The 24,427-nt window shown below is 46.9% G+C and carries 18 protein-coding genes; 11 read left to right on the top strand and 7 right to left on the bottom strand.

Annotated elements, in window-relative coordinates; genetic code table 11:
• Nucleotides 1-126 precede the first annotated feature (126 nt).
• From H3H32_RS18980 to H3H32_RS18950, 7 genes are all read left to right on the top strand, one after another.
• Nucleotides 127-3,117: a SusC/RagA family TonB-linked outer membrane protein gene (locus tag H3H32_RS18980; RefSeq protein ID WP_182457152.1), complete on the top strand. Its 2,991-nt coding sequence runs from the start codon at nucleotides 127-129 to the stop codon at nucleotides 3,115-3,117.
• A 99-nt stretch (nucleotides 3,118-3,216) separates the two neighbouring features.
• Complete coding sequence (locus H3H32_RS18975; protein WP_182457151.1) at nucleotides 3,217-4,689, top strand: RagB/SusD family nutrient uptake outer membrane protein; 1,473 nt, start codon at nucleotides 3,217-3,219, stop codon at nucleotides 4,687-4,689.
• Between the two features lie 114 nt (nucleotides 4,690-4,803).
• The gene (locus H3H32_RS18970; protein ID WP_220472545.1) at nucleotides 4,804-5,781 is read left to right on the top strand and encodes a hypothetical protein; all 978 of its coding nucleotides are present in this window, start codon (nucleotides 4,804-4,806) and stop codon (nucleotides 5,779-5,781) included.
• 41 nt (nucleotides 5,782-5,822) lie between these two features.
• The gene (locus H3H32_RS18965) at nucleotides 5,823-8,057 is read left to right on the top strand and encodes an outer membrane protein assembly factor BamB family protein (RefSeq protein WP_182457150.1); all 2,235 of its coding nucleotides are present in this window, start codon (nucleotides 5,823-5,825) and stop codon (nucleotides 8,055-8,057) included.
• A gap of 25 nt (nucleotides 8,058-8,082) precedes the next feature.
• Nucleotides 8,083-9,090 (top strand): 2-dehydro-3-deoxygalactonokinase, encoded by a 1,008-nt coding sequence (locus tag H3H32_RS18960; RefSeq protein WP_182457149.1) that lies wholly within the window; start codon nucleotides 8,083-8,085, stop codon nucleotides 9,088-9,090.
• A gap of 5 nt (nucleotides 9,091-9,095) precedes the next feature.
• A complete protein-coding gene (locus H3H32_RS18955) occupies nucleotides 9,096-9,731 on the top strand; it encodes a bifunctional 4-hydroxy-2-oxoglutarate aldolase/2-dehydro-3-deoxy-phosphogluconate aldolase (RefSeq protein WP_182457148.1) in 636 nt (211 codons plus the stop codon).
• A gap of 161 nt (nucleotides 9,732-9,892) precedes the next feature.
• Nucleotides 9,893-11,197 (top strand): MFS transporter, encoded by a 1,305-nt coding sequence (locus tag H3H32_RS18950; RefSeq protein WP_182457147.1) that lies wholly within the window; start codon nucleotides 9,893-9,895, stop codon nucleotides 11,195-11,197.
• A gap of 11 nt (nucleotides 11,198-11,208) precedes the next feature.
• Here the strand turns inward: H3H32_RS18950 and H3H32_RS18945 are convergent, their stop codons facing one another.
• Both H3H32_RS18945 and H3H32_RS18940 read right to left on the bottom strand, forming a co-directional pair.
• Nucleotides 11,209-12,348, bottom strand: a complete 1,140-nt coding sequence (locus tag H3H32_RS18945; RefSeq protein ID WP_182464399.1) for a 5-(carboxyamino)imidazole ribonucleotide synthase — start codon at nucleotides 12,346-12,348, stop codon at nucleotides 11,209-11,211.
• 87 nt (nucleotides 12,349-12,435) lie between these two features.
• Nucleotides 12,436-13,140, bottom strand: coding sequence for a head GIN domain-containing protein (locus H3H32_RS18940; RefSeq protein ID WP_182457146.1), 705 nt, complete (start codon nucleotides 13,138-13,140; stop codon nucleotides 12,436-12,438).
• 340 nt (nucleotides 13,141-13,480) lie between these two features.
• Here H3H32_RS18940 and H3H32_RS18935 point away from each other — a divergent pair, with 340 nt between their 5' ends.
• Complete coding sequence (locus H3H32_RS18935) at nucleotides 13,481-14,179, top strand: ABC transporter ATP-binding protein (RefSeq protein WP_182457145.1); 699 nt, start codon at nucleotides 13,481-13,483, stop codon at nucleotides 14,177-14,179.
• On the opposite strand, the gene H3H32_RS37895 is transcribed toward H3H32_RS18935, so the two are convergent.
• Complete coding sequence (locus H3H32_RS37895) at nucleotides 14,144-14,524, bottom strand: aminotransferase class IV (RefSeq protein WP_256432898.1); 381 nt, start codon at nucleotides 14,522-14,524, stop codon at nucleotides 14,144-14,146. The two genes, H3H32_RS18935 and H3H32_RS37895, sit on opposite strands and share 36 nt — an antisense overlap.
• Nucleotides 14,487-14,987: an aminotransferase class IV gene (locus tag H3H32_RS37890; RefSeq protein WP_256432897.1), complete on the bottom strand. Its 501-nt coding sequence runs from the start codon at nucleotides 14,985-14,987 to the stop codon at nucleotides 14,487-14,489. Before H3H32_RS37890 ends, H3H32_RS37895 begins: the two co-directional genes overlap by 38 nt.
• An 80-nt stretch (nucleotides 14,988-15,067) precedes the next feature.
• Here H3H32_RS37890 and H3H32_RS18925 point away from each other — a divergent pair, with 80 nt between their 5' ends.
• Both H3H32_RS18925 and H3H32_RS18920 read left to right on the top strand, forming a co-directional pair.
• Nucleotides 15,068-16,576, top strand: coding sequence for a TolC family protein (locus H3H32_RS18925; protein WP_240543408.1), 1,509 nt, complete (start codon nucleotides 15,068-15,070; stop codon nucleotides 16,574-16,576).
• A gap of 86 nt (nucleotides 16,577-16,662) precedes the next feature.
• Nucleotides 16,663-18,075 (top strand): efflux RND transporter periplasmic adaptor subunit, encoded by a 1,413-nt coding sequence (locus tag H3H32_RS18920; protein ID WP_182457143.1) that lies wholly within the window; start codon nucleotides 16,663-16,665, stop codon nucleotides 18,073-18,075.
• A 138-nt stretch (nucleotides 18,076-18,213) separates the two neighbouring features.
• Here the strand turns inward: H3H32_RS18920 and H3H32_RS18915 are convergent, their stop codons facing one another.
• Genes H3H32_RS18915 through H3H32_RS18905 form a run of 3 tightly spaced genes read right to left on the bottom strand, consistent with a single transcriptional unit; the run spans nucleotide 18,214 to nucleotide 23,163 of the window.
• Nucleotides 18,214-19,386: an ATP-binding protein gene (locus tag H3H32_RS18915; protein WP_182457142.1), complete on the bottom strand. Its 1,173-nt coding sequence runs from the start codon at nucleotides 19,384-19,386 to the stop codon at nucleotides 18,214-18,216.
• 58 nt (nucleotides 19,387-19,444) lie between these two features.
• Entirely contained in the window at nucleotides 19,445-20,683 is a 1,239-nt protein-coding gene (locus H3H32_RS18910; protein ID WP_182457141.1) for a hypothetical protein, read from the bottom strand.
• The gene (locus H3H32_RS18905; RefSeq protein ID WP_182457140.1) at nucleotides 20,680-23,163 is read right to left on the bottom strand and encodes a DUF2339 domain-containing protein; all 2,484 of its coding nucleotides are present in this window, start codon (nucleotides 23,161-23,163) and stop codon (nucleotides 20,680-20,682) included. Before H3H32_RS18905 ends, H3H32_RS18910 begins: the two co-directional genes overlap by 4 nt.
• Before the next feature lie 234 nt (nucleotides 23,164-23,397).
• On the opposite strand from H3H32_RS18905, the gene H3H32_RS18900 reads away from it, so the two are divergent.
• Entirely contained in the window at nucleotides 23,398-24,402 is a 1,005-nt protein-coding gene (locus H3H32_RS18900; protein ID WP_182457139.1) for an NAD(P)H-dependent glycerol-3-phosphate dehydrogenase, read from the top strand.
• The last annotated feature ends 25 nt before the right edge of the window (nucleotides 24,403-24,427 follow it).

Below are 24,427 nucleotides of genomic sequence, written 5' to 3'. Positions count from 1 at the left end.
TCGTGCTGGACTCTATTGATTCTTTGGATTCTGTTGACACGCAATAGCCAAAGAATCAATGAGAAACACAGGACCCAACGAATCTCAATAATCTAATTTTCTTTTTCCCTTAATAAATTAATACTTATGAAAAAAACTGTAAAACTATGGGTTTTACTACTGCTTCTGGGGTATAGCTATGCCTTCGCCCAGAATGCCAGAGTGACCGGTAAAGTAACCGGTCCCGACAGCCAGGGCTTGCCTGGGGTCAATATTCAGGTAAGTGGTACAACAATCGGTACATCTACCGATGCATCGGGTAATTTTTCGTTAAATGCTGCGAGTAATGCCTCGCTGGTATTTTCGACTATTGGCTATGTAGGTCAAACAATACCGGTTAATGGACGCTCGGTTATCAATGTGCAGTTAGCCGAGGATCAGAAAACGTTGAACGAAGTGGTTGTGGTTGGATACGGTACGCAGAAGAAAACCGATGTTACGGGTGCGCTGACGGCCATTTCAACCAAAGAATTTGCCCAACAACCCGTTACCCGTCTGGACCAGGTTCTGCAAGGACGTGCTGCGGGTGTGCAGGTGAGCCAGACGAACGGCGCGCCAGGTGGTGACGCCCGTATCCGGATTCGGGGAGCGAACTCGGTATTGGGCAGCAACAACCCCCTGTACATTGTCGACGGCTTCGTTGGGGCTGATTTTAACTTCGTAAACCCCAGCGATATTGAGACCATCCAAATCTTGAAAGATGCCGCATCGACGTCTATTTACGGTAGTCGTGGTGCCAATGGCGTTGTGATCATCACGACCAAGAAAGGCTCAAAAGGGCTGAAGGTCAACTACGAAGGGCAGTTTAGTACGTCGGAAATTATCAAAAAATACGACGTATTGCCTGCGGGTGAGTTCGCCGAAATTGTGAATGCCCGTGCTACGGCTGTTGGTTCGGGTTTGCCGTTTACTGCCGACCAAATCGCGCAGTATAAACAAAATGGCGGCACTGATTGGCAGAGCCTGGTATTCCGAAAAGGGTCAGGTCAACAGCACCAGATTACGCTTTCGGGTGGAAGCGACAAAACGACCTTTCTGATTTCGGGAAACTACCTGAATCAGAATGGTATCGTGAACAACAGCGGATTTAAGCGGTATAACCTGCGAACCAATATCAACACACAGATTAATGATAAGCTTTCTGTGCGCTTGAATCTGTGGGGTACACGGTCGCAAAACCATAACACAGTCGATGGTGGAGCCATTGTTCAGGCGCTGGCCTGGGCACCGACAACACCTGCCTATGGTGCCGATGGTCAGCCGACGTTTACCGATCCAATTGGTTCGGTTTATCGTAACCCGCTCGATTATTTGTATGATCAATCGATTGATGCGAACAAGAGTGGGCTCAACGCCAACGGCGGCTTAAACTATAAACTTCCAATCAAAGGGCTGTCTGTCGATTTGCAATATGCCGTCAACTATCTGAACGTGCAAAACCTGAATTTGACGGGCAAGCGTCTGTCGAACAACGTCCCGACGGCAAGCCGGTATTCGGCAGAGCAGGTAACCCTGCAAAACACGAATAATTTGAACTACGACGTCAAAATCGGGAATCACTCGATTAATGCCGTTGCCGTTCTGGAAACGCAGCAATTTACGAGCCGAGACTTTACTGCTTCGGCTTCGGGATTACGATTCCCCCAATTGGGCTACGACAACATTGGCCTCAATACAGCCGCAACAGTGGCTTCGAGCTATCAAAAATGGACGTTATTATCGTTGTTGGGACGCGTAAACTACGGATACAAAGACAAGTACCTGGTATCGGCAGCCGTTCGTCGCGACGGATCATCCAAGTTTGCTACTGCCAACCGATATAGCGTATTCCCATCCGTTGCTTTGGGCTGGCGCTTATCGGAAGAGGAGTTTATCAAAAAACTGAACATCTTTAATAACCTGAAACTGCGGGGTAGCTGGGGTATGACGGGTAGCCAGGCCATTAACCCTTACGCTACGATATCAACCTATAGCACAGGCGCTGTCGCCTACAACAACTCAGCCGCTACGTCTGGGGTAATTCTGGGTAACCCCGGCAACCCGGATCTCAAATGGGAAACAACCAAGCAGGTGGATGTAGGTCTAGAAATGGAATTCCTGAACGGTCGACTGCATATTGAAGCCGATTACTATAAGAAAAATACGACCGACCTGCTCCTGAACGTAGCGATCCCAAGCTATGCCGGTGGCGGAACACAGGCCCGGAACGTGGGTGAAGTTGAGAACAAAGGCTTCGAATTCTCGATCGGTGGCGCTCCTGTGGTAGCAGGTGGTTTCCGTTGGGAGACGAACTTTAATATCTCCACCTTACAAAACAAAGTAATCAGTTTGGGTGGTCTGCCACGACTGGGCCAGGGTACGGGTGTAGGCGGTGGAATGTCTACAACCAATGAGTTTATGCTGATACCCGGCGAGCCACTGGGTTCGTACTGGGGCCTGAAGTATCTGGGTACCTGGAAGCCCAACGAAGCTGATGCCGCAGCCAAACAAGGTCGCGTACCAGGTGACCCACATTATCAGGACCTGAACGGCGACAACGCAATCACAACAGATGACTTCCAGATCATAGGTCGGGCGTTCCCCAAAGTAACAGGTGGCTGGAACAACACCTTTACCTACAAAGGATTTACGCTGAACGTATTCTTTAACGGGGTGTTTGGGGTCGATAAACTCAACTACACTCGGGCAGCAGCTATGTCGGGCGCGGGCGATGCACGGCAATTCATTCTGTCTGAAATCCGGGATTACTACCGGCCAGGTAATGAAACGTCGAATGTGCCAGCCTTTACCACAACGTATCAGCCCTTCACACAGTCGAGCCGGTTCATCGAAAACGGTAGCTTCGTTCGTCTGAAAAACGTGAGCCTTTCGTACAATGTGCCAAACGGTTTCATTCATAACAAAGCGGCCGTTAAGGTATTTGTCAGCGCTACAAACCTGCTCACATTCACGAAATACACCGGTCCAGATCCAGAGTCAGCTCGGGTTGGTTCAGCCACCGATACCGCCATTGGTATTGATTACGGTTCCTATCCAAACGCCAAACAGTATACGCTCGGTATCAACCTGGGCTTCTAAAAAATAGGTTTTCAGTTTTTTGTTTTCGGTAGCTGACGCATGATCGTATCCGCCCAACCGTAAACCATAAACCGAGAACCGAAAACCTCTAAACGAATCATGAAAAAATTAGTGATACTTGGAATGGCAGCCATGCTCACAGTTGGCTGTAAGGGTTATCTCGAAGAAGATACAACGGGCCTGCTTTATGGCGGGAACGTTCTCTCAACCCAGGACGGACTGGAGTCGGCTCTGACCGGCGCTTATCGTGGTCTGGGTAACCAATGGACGTATGGGTTTCTGCACCCATCGGCCAATGCCGCGACAATTGGTAGCGATGACGTAACGACGCACCCAGCCAGTAACAAAGCCGACTGGCGTGAATTTGATCAATTTAACGTATCGACCACGAATCAGCGTTCAGGTGCCGTTTACACGGGTTGTTATAAAGCCATTCAGGGGGCAAACAACGTAATCAATAACTACTCGAAAACAGTTGGGACAAAGGCCACGATCGACATTATTGCGGGCGAAGCCTTCTTCATTCGTGGATTCTCGTATTATTGGTTAACCCGTTTTTACGGCAATATTCCACTGGTTACAGCAGGTGAATATTCGGCTGATCTGCTCACCATCAAAAAATCGACACCAGCTGAGGTGTACGATCTGATCGTTGCGGATTTGAAAAAAGCGGAAACAATGTTGCCTAACACTCGGCGCGATCCGGGTCGGCCAAACGCAGGTTCGGCAAAGGCTTTCCTGGCCGATGTGTATCTGACGATGGCAGGCTGGCCGCTGAAGCAAACCGACAAATACGATTTGGCAGCTGCTAAAGCCAAAGAGGTGATTGACAACCGTGCTACCTATGGCTTTGCGCTGATGCCAACTTTTGCCGAGGTTTTTGCCAATGATCCGGCCGTTGCCATTATTCCAGAATCAGTGTTTCAGATCAACGGCTTTACAGGCGGCAGCGGTACCGCCAATGCGACCTATGGCAGCACAACGATGCCCGGTGAAGAAGGTGGTTGGGACGATATGTTTGCTGAACTGAATTTCTTCAAAAACTTCCCGGCTGGTCCCCGAAAAGATGCTACATTCCGTACGCAGTTTACTTCAGGTAGCACAACTATTCCGTGGCAGAGCAGTTTGACGAAACACCCGTATTACCAAAAATGGTATATCAAAGGCAACATTAATACCTCTAGTATTTCATTGCCATCCGTCATGATGCGTTATCCACACGTGTTGACCATTTATGCTGAAGCGAAAGCCCGTGGAACAGGTGGCCCAGATCAGGCTGCGTATGATGCATTAAATGCCGTTCGCTTGCGTGGTTTACCAGCTGGAACCAAATCTCTTACGACGGGGGATGGCCTGACAGCCGCTCAATTTGCGGATGCGGTAGTTCAGGAGCGTGCCTGGGAATTTGCCTGTGAACGTACCCGCTGGTTTGATTTGATTCGTCTCGAACAGGTAGAAGCAGCCAACGCAGCCAAAAGTCCAGATGATTTACAGCCGATCAAACCAATCACCAAGGCTAATTACTGGTTCACACTTCCGTATACGGATACGTCGATAAATCCGAATTTATAGTAGGAAACGATAGAACGCAGATTTTTAAGATCAGTATGATTAATCGCTGATTATCATAATCTTAAATTATCTTAAGAATCTGCGTTCTATTTCTTATCCCTAACTGACTTTACGTTGAAAAAGGCACTCATTTCTACTTTTGCTGTTTTGGGCCTGTGTAGCAACATAATGCCTTTAGCCGAATGGCCACAGGCTGAACTGTCCAACGGCCTTATTCAGACAAGCTTATACCTTCCCGATGCCAGTCAGGGTTATTACCAGGGAACTCGTTTCGACTGGTCGGGGGCGTTTAAAGACCTGACTTACAAAGGTCACAGCTTCATTGAGCCCTGGTTCGAAAACTACGACCCCAAACTGCACGACGCCATCAGTGGACCTGTAGAAGAATTTACGCCACTGGGTTACACGGAAGCAAAACCCGGTGATACGTTTGTGAAGATAGGGGTAGGCGTACTCCGCAAACCCGATGATAAAGCTTATGTCTTCGCGAAATATTACGACATCGTAGAACAAGGAAACTGGAACGTAAAAAAGCACAAAGATTATCTGGAGTTTACCCACGAACTCACTAGTCCAACTGGTTACGGGTACGTGTATCGCAAAATGGTAAAACTCACCAAGGGCAAACCTGAGCTCGTACTGGAACACAGTTTGAAAAATACGGGCAAGCTGCCCATCGAAACGAGCACCTATGATCACAACTTCTTCATCATTGACAAACAGCCCACTGGCCCAACCGTCGCAATCGAATTTCCGTTTGAGGTGAAAGGCGAAGGAAAAGGCTTCGGCAGTACCATTCTGCCACAAGGAAAACAGCTACTTTATTCGCGGGCACTGGACAAAAAAGAACAGGTGTATAGCGCTGGCCTGCAAGGCTTTGGAACTTCATCAGCCGATTATGACATACGCGTCGAAAATCAGAAAACAGGAGCAGGAGTGCACATTACTGGCGATCGGCCCCTACAAAAATTAGTGTACTGGGCCTGCGCAACTACCTCTTGCCCAGAACCATATATACAATTGAAAGCAGCACCTGGTGAGGAAATAAAGTGGAAAATAGCCTACGAGTTTTACGAAAAACAGAAGCAGTAAAGCAACCTGTCACCTTACCCTAGACCCAACTCAACTTTTTAATGAATTTCTTCCTGAAATCCTGCTTCGGAACCCTGATTCTGGGAGGCTTCCTGTCGGCTAACTGGAATAGCAACGTGGTTAAACCGCAGTTGCCAGCCGACGACTGGCCTACTTATGGCGGCAATAATGCTGGTAACCGATACTCAAAGCTAACGCAGATCAATACCCAGAATGTCAAGAATCTGACACTGGCCTGGACTTATGACACTGGCGATAATAACACGCCCGGCCAACGCGGTATGGACATTCAGTGTCAGCCGATTGTCATAAAAGGCGTGCTTTATGGCACATCCCCCCGAATGAAACTCTTTGCTGTGAATGCCGCTACTGGAAAGCAGCTCTGGCAATTCGACCCGTTCGCAAATCCCGAGAAAAAGCCTCGATTCCATCCTGTTCGTGGGGTGGTTTATTGGGAAGATGGGGCCGACTCTCGGGATAAACGTATACTCTATTCAGTTGGGTCGTCACTGTACGCTGTAAATGCCGAAACGGGTAAACCGATTGAGAGCTTTGGCAAGAACGGCGAAGTGGATTTGCACGAAGGACTTGGCGATAAAGAAACACTAGGTTACGACGTCAATAACTTTTCAATCCGCGTGACAACGCCCGGCGTCATCTACAAAGATTTATTGATTACCGGTTCTGCCGTTAATGAAGGGGGCGATGCTCCCCCGGGCTACATCCGGGCGTTTAATGTTCGTACGGGTAAGCTGGCCTGGGTATTCCACACCATCCCGCTGCCGGGTGAGTATGGGTATGAAACGTGGGCAAAAGATTCGTACAAAAAACTGGGTGGAGCGAACTGTTGGGCCGGTATGGTTATCGACGAAAAGCGGGGTATGGTTTATGCGGGTACTGGCTCCCCTTCTGTTGATTTTTATGGGGGTGCCCGGCCGGGTCAGAATCTATTTGCCAACTGTGTAATTGCGCTGAATGCAGAAACCGGCAAGCGCGTATGGCATTTTCAGACCATTCACCACGATTTGTGGGACCGTGATTTGCCTTGTCCACCAAACCTGATCACGGTTAAGCACAATGGAAAAATGGTTGATGCGGTAGCGCAGGCGACGAAAGATGGTTATGTGTTTGTATTTGACCGGGATACCGGAAAACCGTTGTTTCCTGTCAATGAAGTGAAGGTGCCAACATCGCCCGCTTTGCCCGGCGAAAAACCCTGGCCAACGCAACCCGTTCCGACTAAACCCGCACCGTTTGTTCGGCAGGAGTTGACGGAAAACGAAATCACAACCCGCACGCCCGAAGCCCACAAATATGTATTGGAACGGTTCCAGGATAGTCGCAAAGGCAGTAAATACATGCCTCCAAGCGAAGAAGGAACGTTGTATTATGGATTTGGTGGCGGAGCCGAATGGGGTGGGAATGCGGCTGATCCTGAGGGTATTTTATACCAGAATGCCAACACCATGCTTTGGTGGCTCAAGATGCGGGATAGCCGTATGCAGGAAAAAAATGTAGCCATGACGCGCGGTTCATCTTTGTTTAATACGAACTGTTCCGTTTGTCACGCCATGAACGGGAAAGGAAGCGCTGACACCAAAGCGAGCGCGTCGGCAACGCAAGCCTACCCTGATTTGACCGATGTGGGCAAGCGCCTTGACCGCGAGCAAATCAGCACGCTTTTAGCAACCGGCCGCGGTCGAATGCCATCCTTCGGGCATCTCTCCAAAGAGGACCGTGACGCGATCATCAACTTTTTGCTGAAGACAGAAGCCAAGCCCGCTGCGCCAGATATTCATAGCTCGGTTGTTACATCCCCCGTGGCCAAAGGCGCTGACTTCCCATACATGCCTCCTTATTTAAATAATGGGAACACGCAGTTTCGGGATCAGGATAATTACCCAGCCATCAAACCACCCTGGGGAACGCTGAATGCGATTAACCTGAACACTGGCGAATATTTGTGGCAAGTACCCCTGGGCGAATTTCCCGAACTTACCAAACAAGGCTTAGCGCCCACGGGGACAGAGAATCACGGTGGTCCAATTGTAACGGCGGGAGGCCTACTTTTTATCGCGGCTACGTACGATGAAAAGCTTCGCGCTTTTGACAAAAAGACGGGTAAAGTCGTCTGGGAATATAAACTGCCCGCCGGAGGATTTGCCACACCAATTACCTATATGGCCAATGGAAAGCAATACATAGTAATTGCTGCTGGCGGTACCCGATATGGCTTAAAACCAGGCGGGTCTTATGTTGCCTTTGCATTGCCGTAAGTAGTACAAGAAAACGATAGCCATAATGAAATCCTATCTATTAGGTTGTGACTGGGGCACGTCCTCTTTCCGCCTACGACTCATAACTAGTAGCGATCTGCAACTCGTCGGAGAAATTACGTCTCAGGAGGGTGTCGCGAATACATTCACACGCTGGAAGGCAAATAGTGAAGCCAAAGGAATCTCCCGAGAACAGTTTTTTCGGGTACAGTTACAACGACAAATTAATTTACTGGCGAAGAAACTGGCCATTAATCTGGACAATATTCCGGTTGTCATTTCGGGTATGGCGTCATCCTCTATTGGTATGGACGAAGTACCGTATGCTACTCTGCCATTTCCAATCGATGGAAGTCGGGCCAGCATTAAGAGACTTAATACCCAGGCTGATTTTGCCCACGATATTATCCTTATATCGGGCGTTAGAACAGAGCACGACGTGATGCGTGGGGAGGAGACCCAATTAATTGGTTTGCTCACGTTATTGGAGAACCTGCAGTTTACGAGCGAAGAATCGATTTTAATCTTTCCGGGTACGCATTCGAAACACATCTATATTAAGAATCAGCAGGTTACGGATCTGCAAACGTTTATGACAGGAGAAGTATTCAATCTCATGTCGCACTACAGTATCTTAAAAGATTCGGTCGAGCCAACAAGTCTGGTTGCCTTTGATGAAAGTGGATTAGAGGCCTTCAAAAGAGGCATTCACGAAGCTCATCAATCATCTATTCTAAATAGCCTATTTAGGGTAAGGACAAATCAACTATTCGGCCAGTTAACCAAGCGCCAGAATGCCCTTTATTTAAGTGGTTTATTAATTGGCAACGAGCTTAAATCACTACTAAAGCAGCCTGATTCTCAATTGATTTTATGTAGTGGAAACAATCTATACGAATTGTACAAGCAGGCAATTGTAGAGCTTCATTTAGTGAACCGAACTATCACAATTTCAGCCGATTTAATTGATAAAGCAACGATTGCCGGACAAGTAAAAATAGCGAAGAACCAGCTAGTATCTCTAAGTAAATAAATAGTATGGCACAAAATGCATTCTCCTGGGAGCTATTCCAAAAGGCTCCTATTGTTGGAATTATTAGAGGTCTATCAGCCGAGGTAGTTGCCCAGATTCTCCCTGTTTATCGTGAAGCTGGTCTGACTACCATTGAGATAACGATGAATACACCGGGAGCCGAAGCCATGATTAAACAGGCCCTGGAAACGAGCAGTGAAGGACTAAATATTGGCGCGGGGACGGTTTGTACAAAAGACGATCTTGACAGGGCACTGGATGCGGGGGCGCAGTTTATTGTCACACCCGTTGTCAATAAGAAGGTGATCAAGGCCTGCGTAAAGCGTAACGTGCCCATTTTCCCTGGCGCTTTTACTCCCTCCGAAATTTATAATGCCTGGTCATTTGGGGCATCAATGGTCAAGGTTTATCCCGCTACGTCATTAGGCCCAGATTATATAAAAGACGTTAAAGCTCCTCTGAATCAATTGAAATTAATTCCAACGGGGGGTATAAGCCTCGATAATATAGCTACCTACTTTAAGGCCGGTGCCGATGGCGTGGGCATTGGTAGTCACCTGTTTGATAAAACGCTTATTCAGCAGAAAAACTGGTCTGGTTTGAAAGACCATTTTGCGCAGTTTGTCAAGCAAATTCATTAAACACAGAGGCACAGAGAAATCAATCATTTAACTGGCTTAACGTTTACCGATGTGGTGTCGGTTTCTCAAAACCGACACCACGACAAAGATCCCTCCTGCGTCGGGATGACAAAAAAACCTTATGAAAATATTAGTTAGCCCCCGTTTAACCTTGTGCTATAATGCTCAACTTGAAAATTAAAAACTATCGCTGGTTTATCGTTTTTCTGCTATTTGTTGCAACGACAATCAACTACCTCGACCGGCAAATAATTGGTTTACTGAAGCCAATTCTGGAGAAGGAATTCAACTGGAGCGAAACCGATTTTGCGCATATCGTTATGGCCTTCACGGCCGCCTATGCCGTCGGGCTTTTACTGTTCGGGTGGATTATTGACAAAATCGGTACAAAAGCGGGTTACGCCATCACCATTATTATCTGGAGCATTGCCGGTATGTTGCATGCGGTTGCCCGGAGCGTTACGGGATTTAGTCTGGCCCGAATTGGCCTGGGTATTGGCGAAGCCGGTAACTATCCGGCTGCGGTAAAAACGGTGGCGGAGTGGTTTCCGAAAAAAGAGCGCGGTTTAGCCACCGGACTCTTTAACGCGGGTACAAGTATTGGTGTGGTGGTAGCGGTGCTTATTGTGCCCTGGATATTAAATCAATACGGCTGGCACGAAGTATTCTGGATTACAGGAGCCCTGGGCTTTATCTGGCTTATTTTCTGGCTGTTATTCTACGATATTCCTACAAAACAAAGCCGTCTAACTGCCGAAGAACTAGACTACATTCAGAGTGGTCAGGAGTTAGCAGAAAGTGCAACGTCAGCTAAACAGTCCGTCAATTGGTTTAAGCTATTTACCTATCCGCAAACTTGGGCTTACATTACGGGCAAAGGCTTGATCGACCCTATTTACTGGTTCTTCCTGTTCTGGCTTCCCTCGTATTTTTCGTCCACCTTTAACCTGGATCTAAAGAAACCAAGTCTGGAGTTAATGCTGATTTATACCGCTACTACGCTAGGTAGTATCGGAGGAGGTTATTTGTCTTCCTCATTAATTAAAAAAGGGTGGCCTACCATAAAAGCCCGCAAAACGGTGCTGCTGGTATTAGCCACCCTGGAACTTTCAATTATTCTGGCTCAATTCGCTACAGGCGTCTGGGTTGCTGTAGGGCTTATCAGTCTGGCTGTTGCGCTGCATCAGGCCTGGGCCACCAATATCTTTACCTTAGCCTCCGATATGTTTCCGAAACAGGCGGTTAGTTCTGTTGTAGGCATAGGCGGAACAGCTGGTGCTTTGGGGGGTATCCTGTTTCCCATGCTGGTGGGTAACCTACTGGATAAGTACAAAGCCAGCGGAAATCTGGCAGAAGGGTACAATATCCTGTTTACCATTTGCGGCTTTACGTACCTGACAGCCTGGCTGATTATTCACCTGCTAACCCGAAAAACTAAAGCGATTGAGGTAACGGAACTAGTCTAATTCTTGACGGATTAAGCACTTACCACACGAATGCCCGACTTAACCTCGGCTACTTTCTCCCGTAACGCATCCAGAGAATCGTCCATGACTGTTACGTGGCCCATTTTGCGAAAAGGCTTCGTAATGGCTTTGCCGTAGAAAAAGGGGAAGACGCCAGGCATAGCCAATAAGTTTTCTAAGCCTTCGTAAACGGCTGGGCCCGTATGTCCATCTTCGCCTAAAAGATTGATCATTGCAGCAGGCTGGTAAGCGGATGTGTCGCCGAGGGGATAATTCAGGATGGCGCGCCAGTGCTGCTCAAACTGAGATGTTACGTTGGCTCTGATCGACTGGTGGCCGCTGTTGTGTGGGCGGGGTGCCACTTCGTTAATCAGCACATTACCAGACTTATCCAGGAATAACTCGACGGCCAGTAAGCCTACAATACCGAAGGCGTCGGCAGTTCGGCGGGCAATGTCCTGCGCTTGTTGATTGATTTCGTCCGAGATTTCGGCGGGGGCAAACAGGTATTCGACCAGATTTAACTCGGGATGGAAGACCATCTCAACGGTTGGAAAGGTGTGCACGTCACCCCGCTCGTTTCGGGCCACAATGACGGCCAGTTCTTTCGCGAAATCGACGGCTTTTTCCAATACGCCAGGCGCATCGAAGGCTTTGCCAACATCTTCCACAGTTGCAATTCGTTGAACACCCCGACCATCGTAGCCATCGCGACCAAGTTTATGAAAGGCTGGGAAAAAATCAGGCTGATAGATTTCGACCAGGGCTACATCGGCCCGATTTTCAGTCAGAATAAAATCGGCAGTGGGCAGATTGTGGTCGCGGTAAAACTGTTTCTGAAGCCGTTTGTCCTGAATTGTTCGGATAACGGATGGTTGCGGAAACACGCGTTTGCCTTCACGTTCAAGGGCTTCCAATGCCTCAACGTTAACGCGCTCAATTTCAATGGTTAGCACATCGACCGACTGCCCGAATTGATAAACTGTATCGTAATCGGTGAGCGAGCCTTGTGTAAACTGGGTACAGAGATGGCGACAGGGAGCCTCAGCGTCGGGATCGAGAATATGAACACGAAGATTCCAGTCGATGGCGGCTTGCAGAAGCATCAGGCCAAGCTGGCCACCGCCGAGAATGCCAATAGTAGGTGTCAATTTTGTTTCAGGTTTCAAGTTCAAAGTCCAAAGTTAACGCATGTAGCCAACTCTGAACCTTGAACCTGAAACTTTGAACCTGAAACATCAATCCTTTCGCTTAATATCTGCCCCGCCAGATTCGCTTTTGGACAGTACTTTGGCCGAGCCGTAATAATAAATATCAGCCCCGCCGGATGCTTTCATGGTCAACTCTCTACTGGCGTTGACATACACATCAGAACCGCCCGACGAATTGGCATTACAGATATCGACAGTTAGTTTGCGGGCATCGAGATCGGCACCGCCTGAACCATTCGCATTCAGGGTCCGGGCTGATCCTTGCAGAACGGCATCGGCCCCACCAGATGCGGATACGTTTAATTTGTCGGCTTTAAGGTCCAGTTTAACATCCGAGCCGCCCGATGCGTCCAGATTCAGGTCGTCGAACGATAGTTTACCCTGGCCAAATACATCGGCTCCACCCGATGCTTGCAAGTTATTTAACTGTTTGAACGTCAGGTACGCTTTTACATAGCTGTTGCGGCCAAAATTCCAGCCACTAAAGCCTTTGCGCTCAATATACAATTTCAAAGTCCCGTTTTTAACTTCCGAAATGACCCGATCTTCATCGACGCCTTTGGCTTCGAGAGTTAGTTTTTCGGAGTTACCCTGAGTCAAATAAACATCGATGCCGCTGCTGACACTCAGGCCCGAAAAGCCTGAAACGCTACGATCTTTCTTCCAATCGTCGGTGCTGGCTGAGTTAAAGCTGGCTGTAAATATGAAAATTCCTGCTACTAGTGCTTTCATTGGTGAAGGTGTTTGATTCGATTTATTAGTAGATGCAAAAAAGAGAACCAGTGTTGCATGGTAACCCGAAAAAAGATGTCCGGTTTTAAGGATATCTTTGTCCGGTAACGGACGCTGTGACTAGTGTTGCTTACTGTAAAATTCTATTAATCAGTAATCTATGAGTTTGGCATGACGCTTGAGCCGCCTATAGCAAATCGAATAGATTGGTATAAACAGAATACGCTATGAATGCTCAATTGCTTTGCGATATTTGCTTATACGAATTGGTTTCTGAACAGTAAACACCCTGACGACAATCAGCTTAACTTAACTAAAACCGTTACTAAAGTAATTAAATATGATTCAACTCCGCAACGTCTCGAAATTCTACCCCGCTGGTTTTGGTCGGGTGTATGTGTTGCGTAACATCAACCTCGAAATCAATCAGGGCGAGTTCGTATCGATTATGGGACCTTCTGGATCGGGCAAATCTACGTTGCTACATATCTTAGGATTACTGGAAGAACCTTCCGAAGGTGAATATCTATTTGACGACCAGCCAGTTCAAAAGTTATCTGAAAAAAGACGTACCGAACTTCACCGAACACGGATTGGCTTTGTTTTTCAGGCCTATCACCTGATTGATGAACTGACAGTGTATGAAAACATTGAAACGCCACTTCTGTACAAAGGATTGAGTAGTTCTGAACGGAAGAGCCGGGTTGCCGAATTGCTTGACCGATTCAATATGGTGGCTAAAAAAGACTTGTTTCCAGCGCAACTATCAGGTGGCCAACAGCAGTTGGTGGGTATTGCACGAGCGTTGGCGGCCGAACCAAGCGTTATTTTCGCCGATGAACCAACGGGCAACCTACACTCCGATCAGGCTCGCGATATTATGGAGTTATTCCGCGAACTTAATCAAAAAGACGGCGTGACCATTGTACAGGTAACTCACTCCGAACTCAACGCCGAATACGGCTCACGGGTGATTCGGCTGAAAGATGGCTGGCTGGAAGACTCAGCGGTGAAGTTGAGCGAACAGGGCGTTAAGTAAAGGGTCGGTAAAAAAGACTGATTCCTGATGGAGATTGACTAAACTGCTTATCTGACGCAAGGACTGAATGCCCATTACGTTCGCGCAAAACACAGCTTCAGCTTGCGTCAGTACGGCTGGTTTATAAGTTACTTCAGAAACGGTAATACCGACGGAAGGGGCTAATCGGAGCAATTGTCGACGGATGATGCCATTGATACAACCCGTTTGAAGTGAAGGAGTAAACAGGGTTTGATTTCCATACCAGAACAGGTTTGAGGCAAGGCATTCGGCAAGGTTGCCATTTGTATCAAGCAGAATAACGTCATCAAATGTATACTGCTGTTTGTAAAGGCCAGCCAGCACATAGGGGGAGGGCGTTCAGCGTTTTGAAGGCCGAAATCGGTGAAGGCGTCAATCGAAACAAGTCATAAATGCCCGTTGGCGCTTTTTCTGTTAACGAAAAACCTTGACCGGCCCGAGCTGTAATCAAGACATTGATGTCATTGGTCGTAGGGGTATAAAGTCCACCAGCCTGTCGCCAAACCTGAATTTTGATGCGGGCAGTCTGATTGGTTAACTCGTTGGCTGAAAGTAAGTAGTGAATGCGCTGCTCAACGGCTTCGCTATTGAACCCATCCGGTCGATTGAGCTGCATGGTTGCCATCCCAGCTGTCAGGCGAGCAAAGTGATCAGGCCAGAACCAAACCTGTCCATTCTCGTATCGAATCGTTTCAAAAAGACCGTCGCCATACTGGAACGCACGGTCGTTTGCCAGTAGGCAAAAATCATTTTCAGAAAGTATATCCGAATTATAAACCAGAAACATGCTTAGTTTGCGCCGTTTATCCTAAAACGATAGCTGCGCCGAAGGTAAGTTTGTAACATTGAACCATCAAAATTATGTGTATGCAGCGCAAGCTTTTTTTAGGAATCGGAATCGTGGGTTGTTTGCTGTCGGTAAGCGTAACAGGCTTACAGGCGCAGAGCGTACCGGGAGCCGTATCGCCAGGCGCGACTACCGGCAAAGCGGATACGTTACCCGTGCTGAGTTTACCGCAGTGTATCGACATTGCCCTAAAAAATAACATCACCGTTCGTCAGGGACAATTGCAGGTACAAAGCAGCCAACTGCAATTAAAACAATCCAAATTTAACCAACTGCCTTCGGTCAATGGCTTTGCTTCGCAGGGCTTTAGCTCGGGTCGTAACATTAACCCCAGTACGAACCAGTTCGTCGATGTAGGGGTTCGGTCGAATAACTTTCAGCTTTCGGGTTCGATGCCTGTTTTTCAGGGATACCAATTACGAAACCTGATTCGCCAAAATCAGACCATCGTTAAGGCGAGTGAAAAAGAACTGGACGCAACTGAAAACACCGTTATTCTCAACGTCATTCAGCAATATTTAGCTGTGCTGACAGGGGCTGAGCAATTGACAGTTGCGAAACGGCAGGCCGAAACATCACAACTACAGGTAGAACGTACCCAGAAATTAGTGAATGCTGGTTCGGCACCCGAAGCGAACCTGTTTGAAATCAAGGCTACCCTGGCCAATGATGAACTCGCTGTAGTAAACGCACAGAATACAGTTGATCTGGCAAAATTAGCGTTGCTTCAGGCAATGAATTTGCCCGGTGGCCAGGCTTTTGAAATCGAGTATATCAAATTGCCTGATCCTCGTATAGAAGGGTATACCGCCACCGCGTTGCAGGTTTATGAAGCCGCACTGGCAACACAACCTCAGATTATTGCTGCCGACCTTCGTACCGAAAGTGCACGTATTGGTATTGATGTAGCCAAAGCGGGCCTTTATCCACGGCTAAGCCTTAGTGGTAATTTATCGTCGATTTATTCAACAGTAGGTCTTTCCCGGTTTGTTGCTGATGGAACAACGACACAGAATAGAACAGATGCAAATGTTGAGATTGCTGGTACAACACAACCCGTTACCATCATCACCACGTCGCCAGGAGGGACTTATCAGACTTATGGATTTTTTGAGCAATTGACGAATACGCTCAACCGGGGGGTGTCGCTTAACCTGAACATTCCTATTTTTACGAATCGCCAGTACCGCACAAACGTAACCACGGCTATTATCCAACAGCAGAATGCACAACTCACTGCGGATAATACGCGTCTGCAGCTACGTCAGCAAATCGAAACGGCTTACACCAACTTGCTAGCTGCGTCGAACCGTTATCGGGCTACGGATGCATCGGTTTCGTCGCTGGAGCGGGCGTTTAAAGCGGCTGAAAGTCGTTTCAATGCCGGAGCGATCAATGCCGTTGATTATAGCCTCGCCAAGCTTCGATACGATAATGCCCGTGCGCAATTAGTGCAGGCTAAATACGATTATGTGTTTCGAACCAAAATTTTAGATTTTTACCAAAATAAACCGCTTAGTTTTAATTAATAATGAGAAATGTATAATGAATAATGCTGCTCTAGCTTGGGCAAACCATTTTACATTTTGCATTATTCATTATACATTTCCCTACTATGAAGAAGAAGTCAAATCGTATTTGGTGGATATTAGGAGGACTGGTTGTCCTGATTGTAGGTGGTCTGTTTGCTGCTAAGCAGACTGGATTAATCGGGAAACCACAAGCAACAGAAGTTGATTTTGCATCGGTTAAACGGCTCGATATTACGGAGCGAGTCAGTGCTTCGGGTCGTGTTCAGCCGCAAGTTGAGGTAAAAATAAGTCCCGATGTATCGGGTGAAATTATTGGCCTTTATGTCAATGAAGGCGATCCGGTTAAAGCCGGTCAGTTGTTATGCCGTATTCGACCCGATAACTACGAGTCGCTACTGGCACGGGCCAAGGCCACCGTCAATCAAAGCCGGGCGCAGCTCGAACAATCGAAGGCATCGGTGGCTCAGTCTGCTGCACGACTTATCCGAGCTAAAGCCGATTATGACCGTAATCGTAAACTATTCGCCGATAAGGTAATTTCTTCCTCCGATCTGGAGACCAGTGAAGCCAATTATAATGTAGCCAAGCAGGAAGTTGAAGCGTCCAATGCCAACGTTCGGGCATCGCAGTTTAACATTCAGAGTGCGGAAGCCAGCCTGCGCGATGCAACAGAGAACCTACGTAAAACGACAATCTATTCACCTGTAAACGGAACCGTATCGAAACTGAATGTCGAGCTGGGCGAACGGGTAGTAGGTACCTCGCAAATGGCCGGTACCGAAATCATGCGAATCGCCAATCTTCAGAATATGGAGGTTCGGGTGAATGTCAATGAAAATGATATTGTTCGTGTGAACCTGGGCGATACAGCTGATATTGAGGTGGATTCGTATACAACAGCCGGGCGCAAATTCAAAGGCGTCGTCTACGAAATTGGCAATACCGCCAATGGGCTGACCAGTGCCTCTGGGGCTGCCTCATCAATATCGACCGATGCAGTAACTGAGTTTGAGGTGAAAGTGAAAATCCTGAATAATTCGTACGCTGATTTGCTCGCTGAAAAAGATAAAAAAGGCTATCCCTTTAAGCCAGGAATGACGGCTTCGGTGGAAATCCTGACAGATCGGAAATCAAATGTGTTATCAGTGCCAATTGCTGCCGTCACAACCCGAGGGGCCGATTCAACGGCCATCGATACGGAGAAGATGAAGGACAATAGTAATGGCACGGTTGAAGAAAAACCCGTTGCTCAGGCTGAAAAGAAAGACAAGCCTAAAGAAATTGTCTTCGTGAATATAGGCGGTAAGGCTACCCTGCGTGAGGTAAAAACGGGTATCAGCGATTTTGAGAACATCGAAGTTCTATCGGGCCTGAAAGAGGGCGAACAGATTGTTTCAGGCCCGTTCATCGCCGTATCAAAGAAACTTAAAAACGGTGAACTCGTCGTTAAGCGAGACCCTAAGAAGAATAAGAAGAAGGAAGAGGAGAAAGAGTAATTTCACTCCCATAAGCAGAGTTATCTGGCTTATGAGTGTAAGAGCTAATTGTAAGGAGGCTGCTCGTAGAACTGTGCTTTATGTCTATAAGATATGGCGTATAAAGCATAGTTCTGCAAGCAGCCTCAATTATATCAATCAGTTACTATAAATAGTTGGTAACCGTACTATTAAAAACTCCGTTAGATTACAAACCCAAAGACCATCAGCTTTAGGGTAACTATCTCCATCAGGAATAACGATGAATGAATAATCAGGATTAATGTCAGCGATGCTCTGATAAAAGCCTTTGGAGACAGTGGGCGCATTAGATAACTTGATTTCAATGGCTATTTTTTTTCCATTAGGAGCTATCAATAATAAGTCGATTTCAGCACCAGCGGCCGTGCGGTAGTAGTAGAATGACCATTCTGTTCCAACAACTCTGCGTGTTTGCTCGATAACGTACCCTTCCCAGGATGCTCCAACAACCGGATGCCCTAAAAGCACGTCGTAGCTAATAACCTGCGCGAGTTGATGGAGGAGACCTGAGTCGCGAAGGTATAATTTGGGGGATTTTACCAAACGTTTACTCACATTCGCGAAATAGGGAGGTAAGCGATGAATAACAAAACTACCTTCCAGTAGATCAAGATAACGGTTAACGGTTGGTTGAGATACACCTAAAGAGCGGGCTAGGTCACTCACATTGAGAATGCTACTATTAATGTGGGCAATCATTGATAGTAGTTTGTTGAGTATAGGCCCAGACAATTCATAACCTAAAGCCCTAATGTCGCGTTCAATATAAGTTTGAACAAAGCTTGATAACCAACGAAATGTTAATATTAGGCGAGGGGCTAAAAATGCTTCAGGAAACCCTCCTTTAAGCCAATGCATAGCCATTGTGCCAGAAAACATCACTTCCGGCCAGGAAAATGGCATTAATTCTATATAACTAATACGCCCAGCCAGACTCTCTGAACTCTCGCGGATTAAATCGGGCGAAGAGGAGCCAAGTAAAACGAAACGAGCAGGTTCGCGTTGCTGGTCGACTAAGGCGCGAAGCAGAGGAAACAAATGGGGCATACGCTGAATCTCGTCCAGAATCACACATTTGCTGGTGTTTTGCTGTAAATACGTTTGGGCATCTTCCAGTTTTTGAGCGTCTGTTGCGAGTTCAAGATCAAGATAAAGCGTTGGTTTGCTTAGTTGACCACTTAATTGTTTTGCAAGCGTTGTTTTGCCAACCTGTCGTGGGCCAATAATACTCACAATAGGGAAAAAAGTTAAATTCTCCTTAACTCTGGTGATTATTGCTCTATCTATCATCCTTGCAAATTGCTAACTAAACTTATAATTTGCAAGGATAAATTGTTTAAGAATTATTCTATGAATTTGACTGATGAGCGCCCATCTCCCGGAGCATCCGATACGACATTACGCCCAATAGCAGCAAGACCAAACCGAGAGCAGGCCAGATAATTCGACTATCGGTGAAAAATGAACCCGGTTGTTGATGATTGGAATCAATTGGCCTCAAAGGGCCAACGTTAATAACAGGCTGACTAGCAGGGGTAATCGGCTTAAACGGGGTCAGATCATAAATTGGATCAGCCATGTTGTCTGCTGAGAGATAAAGCTGATAGGATTGCCCAGCCGTTAGATTCGCCAGCAGATAGGTCGTTAACTGATATGCCCGAACGTCCTGAATAACGAGTGGAGGGTTATCATCGTTGGCTATGACGAGAAACAAATCGTTAGCTTTTATACCAGGAATATCTACCTCGTTACTATCGACTGAACTCAAGTCAAACGTTCGAATGACCTCGAACCAATGGTCAATACGACCACGCTTTATCTTGCGGGAGCGAAACTGCCCAATACTGGCCTGACGACGGAAAGGAGCAGTGGCTTTAACGAAAATTGTAAGCTTATCAAATCGGGCACTCTTTGCAGGCGTCAGACGAATATATGAGTGTCGGTCGCTACTGTCGCGTTGGGCAAACGACAAGTTTGGAATAGCTGTGTAAGCGCCCGAAGAAACTACTGACTGATAGTAGCCGATTCGCAGAATATTTAACGGAGTACTGAGAGAATCGTTGATTATCAGCTTGTAATACGTGTAATCGCTCAACGGGAAGCTAATTTGCTTCATCTGTATTGTTGTCGTCGAATTCTGACTTGGGCTTATCCAAATATCGTCGTCGATGCCATACCAGCTTTTCGCATCCGAACTGCCACTTAGCTGGACCTTTTTACGCACATTCGTATTCTTGATGGCAAGCTCCAGTACATTAATAGGTCGTTTTGTTTGGTTTCGAATTACTAGTATCGTCGACACATTTGGGCGTGATTGTTTACTGACCAGCTCATAGTCGGTAAAAGGTACTTTTGAGGTGGGCTGTTCCCGGATCAGTTGGTAAGGGGTTTCCTGATGTTGATCGTCATAAAGCCGGATATCGGTCAGGTTGGCATTTAAATGGCCAACTACATCAGGCGGCAACAGAATTCGCTGAAAACCTGACTGCTGAACAGGATTGACCAAAGCCTGAAACCGGAATGATTGCGCTTGCCCAGCTATTGATATCAGCAAGCCTGATAGTAAGAGGCAGATTCGTTTAGTCATAGTTCTTCAGGAGTGGATTGTGTGGAATCGACGTCAAGAATCAATCGTTTGATACGTTGATACATAAACGAAATAAGGAGCAGCAGCACTCCCAGAGAAATAAAGGCTGCGATTCGTCCACCTTCTGAAATACCATTAAGGTCATGAAGGAACAGCTTCAGGAGCGTTAAGGCGAATAGGCTCAGTGAGATGATACGAAACTGACGATTCTTGAGCCTGAACCCCAGATACATAAAGACAAACGCGCAAATGCCCCACAAAATCGGTAAGCCTACTTTGTTGATTTGTTCCAACAGCGCATAATATTCGGTATAGACATCAATTTTTTGCGTGTTCGACGTCGGTATAATCGTTCCTGAAAAATGGAAATACACCACATGCGCATACAATTCCGAACTGGCCGTATAGACCAACACGAATCCCATAAACCAGGGCCAGATATGCCTAACAAACGAGGGAAGTGGTTCTAACTGGGGCCGAAGTGTATTTAACAGAACTAGCAGGCCAATGACACAAAGTAGGCTTAGGTAATGGACTGGGAAACCAATAAGGCTGGCGTCATCTCCCTGAAAATAAGCGGCTAACGAATCATGTAGGGCTGGATCAAAATAAATTACGAATAAGATTAGAAGACTAACCCCGAATCCAGAAGCCTGCAGTAAACTGCTCCGTAACGTGTCTCGACGGGCAATTAGTAACAAACCTACAGCAAAGAGTAAATTATACGTTCCCAATAGAACCTTGCGGTTGGCATCGAACCCAAACGCATGAGTGGCCTGATAATCAAGCTCACATACACCTGAAAAATAAACGAGAATAATCGTCAGGTAGCTGATGACGTATTGGTACGTGGTTACACTCAATTGACCTAACCAGAATTGAAATGGCGAACGCTGGCTTTGGAGTAATCGATGGGTTGTTACCAGACTACTAATAGCAATCAGGCTGGTGACAAATGCTTTGTTGAATACGATCCGAAGTAGGGGAGTTGTTTCATCCAGATAAAGCGTCGTCCAGTCCATTAGCAAACTAATAAGCATCAGGCCCATAACAAGTATAGACGCAGTTGCCAGCATCGCTAAGCCAGATCGCTGGGCTAACCATAGTAACAGGACAGCCTCCAGCGCCCAGAACATGGTGATGAAATTGCCATCTAGTTGGACCGGAATTGTCAGGCTGGCAAATGTAACGACCAGGCCGATTAACAAATAAATCAGTGTGCGATCAATTGCCTCGCGTCGATAGAGGAAAGTGGCGAGACCAAAATTGACAACGGCTAGTCCGGCCGTAAACAGCCCCTGATAAGCACCCTGATTCACATGCGCCAGAAGATACATACCGGCTGCGTAATAAAAAGCCGTATTGCTCAAGAGCAGGCTAATCTCCACCGCCGAAAATTTAGCTTGTTGTTTTAGGTTATAAATCAGGTTCATCGCCATAAAAACAGCGTAGAATAGCGTGGCGAAGATCAATCCACCAGCATAAGGTGCATTCGCTTGTCCCTGAATTTCTCCGCCCAGAAATAGACTATAGAGTAATACGGTGAACCCGTAAGCCACAAAATGAACAATCGTCCACTTCTTGAAATAGGCCAGCACCAGCATTCCGCAGTCTAAAATGAGGATATAGGTAAGGAGCACAACATAGTTTCCGTCGCCAGAGCTTACCATAAAAGGCGTGGCAAACCCACCAATGAGCGACATTACAGCCAATTCTGAACGGTTATAGCTAATGGACAACAGAACAGCAAAGCCTGTTATCACGATCATGATCAGAAAAGCGGCTGTTTGACTAAAAATCTTGTAGTCAGAAAAAGCAATGGCAATCGTGAAATAAAGTACAGACAGGCCACCCGCCACCAACACCGAACTAAAGGCTGTAAATGTGTTCCGAATTCGATGGGCGATTCCCAACAATAATCCGCCCGCCAGAACACCAATGAATACTCGACCAATTTCATTGATCCAATGCTGATCGATGGCAAATTTTACGAAGTACCCAATACCAGCCACCAGAATCGCGATCCCAATTTTGTTGATGAGATTTTCGCCAATAAATTTTTCGAGATCTGGGTTTTCGGCGAGGAAACGCTGGAAAAATGAAGGTTTCGGAGTTGGTTGAACAGCGGGTTCGGAGGCAGCTGTCTGAACGGGAACGGGCTCAGATTGAGGTGATATTTCGTGTATGGCTACCGGTTCCGTCGCGAGAATAGGCTGTGGTTCGGGTTCTGTAGTTGGCTCTATTATCGGTGGCGTGAGTGGTACGACAACCGCTACTGGGGCCTGTTCAACGATAGGCTCAATTGGTTGTTCAGCTACTGAAGCAGGTCGACTACGTAGCTCTTTCTGAAACGCCAGTAATTCAGCACGTAACTGGCTTATTACCGTATTCTGGAGATTAACAGCGTCTTTAACGGCGCTAAACTGTTTATTTCCAACAACAACCAATATCAATAACAGTACAAGCAGAAATAGCTCCATGATCGTGTAAGTGGCAGGTTTAGAAGACTATCGACGATAGTACGTGAGTAAATATGCAAAAAATAGCCACCAGCCTGATGAACTACCGTCTCATAAGCCACACAACTTAGTCTTCGGTAAGCAGATGCCATTTAATAGGTTTCATTCAGCTATTCCTTTTAAGACCAGCACCAACCGAACCGACAACCAATAGAGACTGTACCGACTCTCCGCCTTTCTTCCTTACTTTGCCTTATGAAAGTAACTCAACCCATTCGGCTGACAATGGTAGGAGGAGGAAGCTGGGCCACTGCACTCGTCAAAATTCTCTCCGAAAATAACGTCAGCGTTAAATGGTGGCTTCGCAAATCGTCTGACGCGGAACACATCAAGAAATTCGGGCACAACCCCAGTTACCTGAGTGATGTGCAGATCAACACCCGTAAAGTAAAGGTTTGTACGAAAATTCGGGAGGCTTTTCGGGATAGTGAGTATATTATTCTGGCGGTACCGGCGGCTTTTATAGGGGATGCGCTTACAGGTCTGAAACCAGAACATTTTGCCGAAAAGTCGGTCGTATCGGCCATTAAAGGCATGATTCCGGGTGCCAATCAATTAGTAACCGATTGGGTTAGTGAACAATATAACGTGCCAACCGGCCAGATGGCGGTCATTGCTGGCCCCTGCCACGCAGAAGAGGTCGCTCTTGAAAAGCAGTCTTATTTAACCATTGCTTCGCAAGATCCCACCTGTGCAGAACGCGTTGCCAACTTACTACGATGCCGCTTTGTGCAAACAACGCCTGTGGATGATATTTATGGAATTGAGTACAGCGCTGTTATGAAAAATATCATTGCGCTGGCTTGTGGTATCACGCGCGGGCTAGGCTATGGCGATAATTTTCAGGCCGTGTTAGTATCTAATGCCATGCAGGAAATCAAACGGTTTGTCGATGCCATTTATCCCAAACATCGTGACCTAAGTGGCTCGGCCTATCTCGGCGACTTACTCGTAACGGCCTACTCACCTTTTAGCCGAAATCGTACATTTGGTACCTTAATTGGGCGGGGGTATACCATTCAATCAGCTCAGGCAGAAATGAATATGATTGCCGAGGGATACTATGCTGTTAAGAGCATTTATGAAATCAATCGGAAATTTGGAGTCGATATGCCCATTACAAATGCCGTTTACAACATTTTGTACGAACGGGCAGCTCCAACTGGCGAAATGAATGTGTTGAAGGGATTGTTGATGTGAAAATATTGTTTCAGGTTCCAAGTTT

It is taken from the genome of Spirosoma foliorum (assembly GCF_014117325.1).
GTDB classification, from domain to species: domain Bacteria; phylum Bacteroidota; class Bacteroidia; order Cytophagales; family Spirosomataceae; genus Spirosoma; species Spirosoma foliorum.
This window is presented reverse-complemented; position numbering and strand designations above follow the sequence as displayed.

What these genes read in the sequence shown, in the direction of transcription:
- H3H32_RS18960 (WP_182457149.1), top strand. Translation starts at nt 8,083, where the DNA reads ATGAAATCCTATCTATTAGGTTGTGACTGGGGCACGTCCTCTTTCCGC.
- H3H32_RS18935 (WP_182457145.1), top strand. Translation starts at nt 13,481, where the DNA reads ATGATTCAACTCCGCAACGTCTCGAAATTCTACCCCGCTGGTTTTGGT.
- H3H32_RS18975 (WP_182457151.1), top strand. Translation starts at nt 3,217, where the DNA reads ATGAAAAAATTAGTGATACTTGGAATGGCAGCCATGCTCACAGTTGGC.
- H3H32_RS18965 (WP_182457150.1), top strand. Translation starts at nt 5,823, where the DNA reads ATGAATTTCTTCCTGAAATCCTGCTTCGGAACCCTGATTCTGGGAGGC.
- H3H32_RS18980 (WP_182457152.1), top strand. Translation starts at nt 127, where the DNA reads ATGAAAAAAACTGTAAAACTATGGGTTTTACTACTGCTTCTGGGGTAT.
- H3H32_RS18955 (WP_182457148.1), top strand. Translation starts at nt 9,096, where the DNA reads ATGGCACAAAATGCATTCTCCTGGGAGCTATTCCAAAAGGCTCCTATT.
- H3H32_RS37890 (WP_256432897.1), bottom strand. Translation starts at nt 14,987, where the DNA reads ATGTTTCTGGTTTATAATTCGGATATACTTTCTGAAAATGATTTTTGC.
- H3H32_RS18910 (WP_182457141.1), bottom strand. Translation starts at nt 20,683, where the DNA reads ATGACTAAACGAATCTGCCTCTTACTATCAGGCTTGCTGATATCAATA.
- H3H32_RS18920 (WP_182457143.1), top strand. Translation starts at nt 16,663, where the DNA reads ATGAAGAAGAAGTCAAATCGTATTTGGTGGATATTAGGAGGACTGGTT.
- H3H32_RS18925 (WP_240543408.1), top strand. Translation starts at nt 15,068, where the DNA reads ATGCAGCGCAAGCTTTTTTTAGGAATCGGAATCGTGGGTTGTTTGCTG.
- H3H32_RS18915 (WP_182457142.1), bottom strand. Translation starts at nt 19,386, where the DNA reads ATGATAGATAGAGCAATAATCACCAGAGTTAAGGAGAATTTAACTTTT.
- H3H32_RS18940 (WP_182457146.1), bottom strand. Translation starts at nt 13,140, where the DNA reads ATGAAAGCACTAGTAGCAGGAATTTTCATATTTACAGCCAGCTTTAAC.
- H3H32_RS18905 (WP_182457140.1), bottom strand. Translation starts at nt 23,163, where the DNA reads ATGGAGCTATTTCTGCTTGTACTGTTATTGATATTGGTTGTTGTTGGA.
- H3H32_RS18900 (WP_182457139.1), top strand. Translation starts at nt 23,398, where the DNA reads ATGAAAGTAACTCAACCCATTCGGCTGACAATGGTAGGAGGAGGAAGC.
- H3H32_RS18950 (WP_182457147.1), top strand. Translation starts at nt 9,893, where the DNA reads ATGCTCAACTTGAAAATTAAAAACTATCGCTGGTTTATCGTTTTTCTG.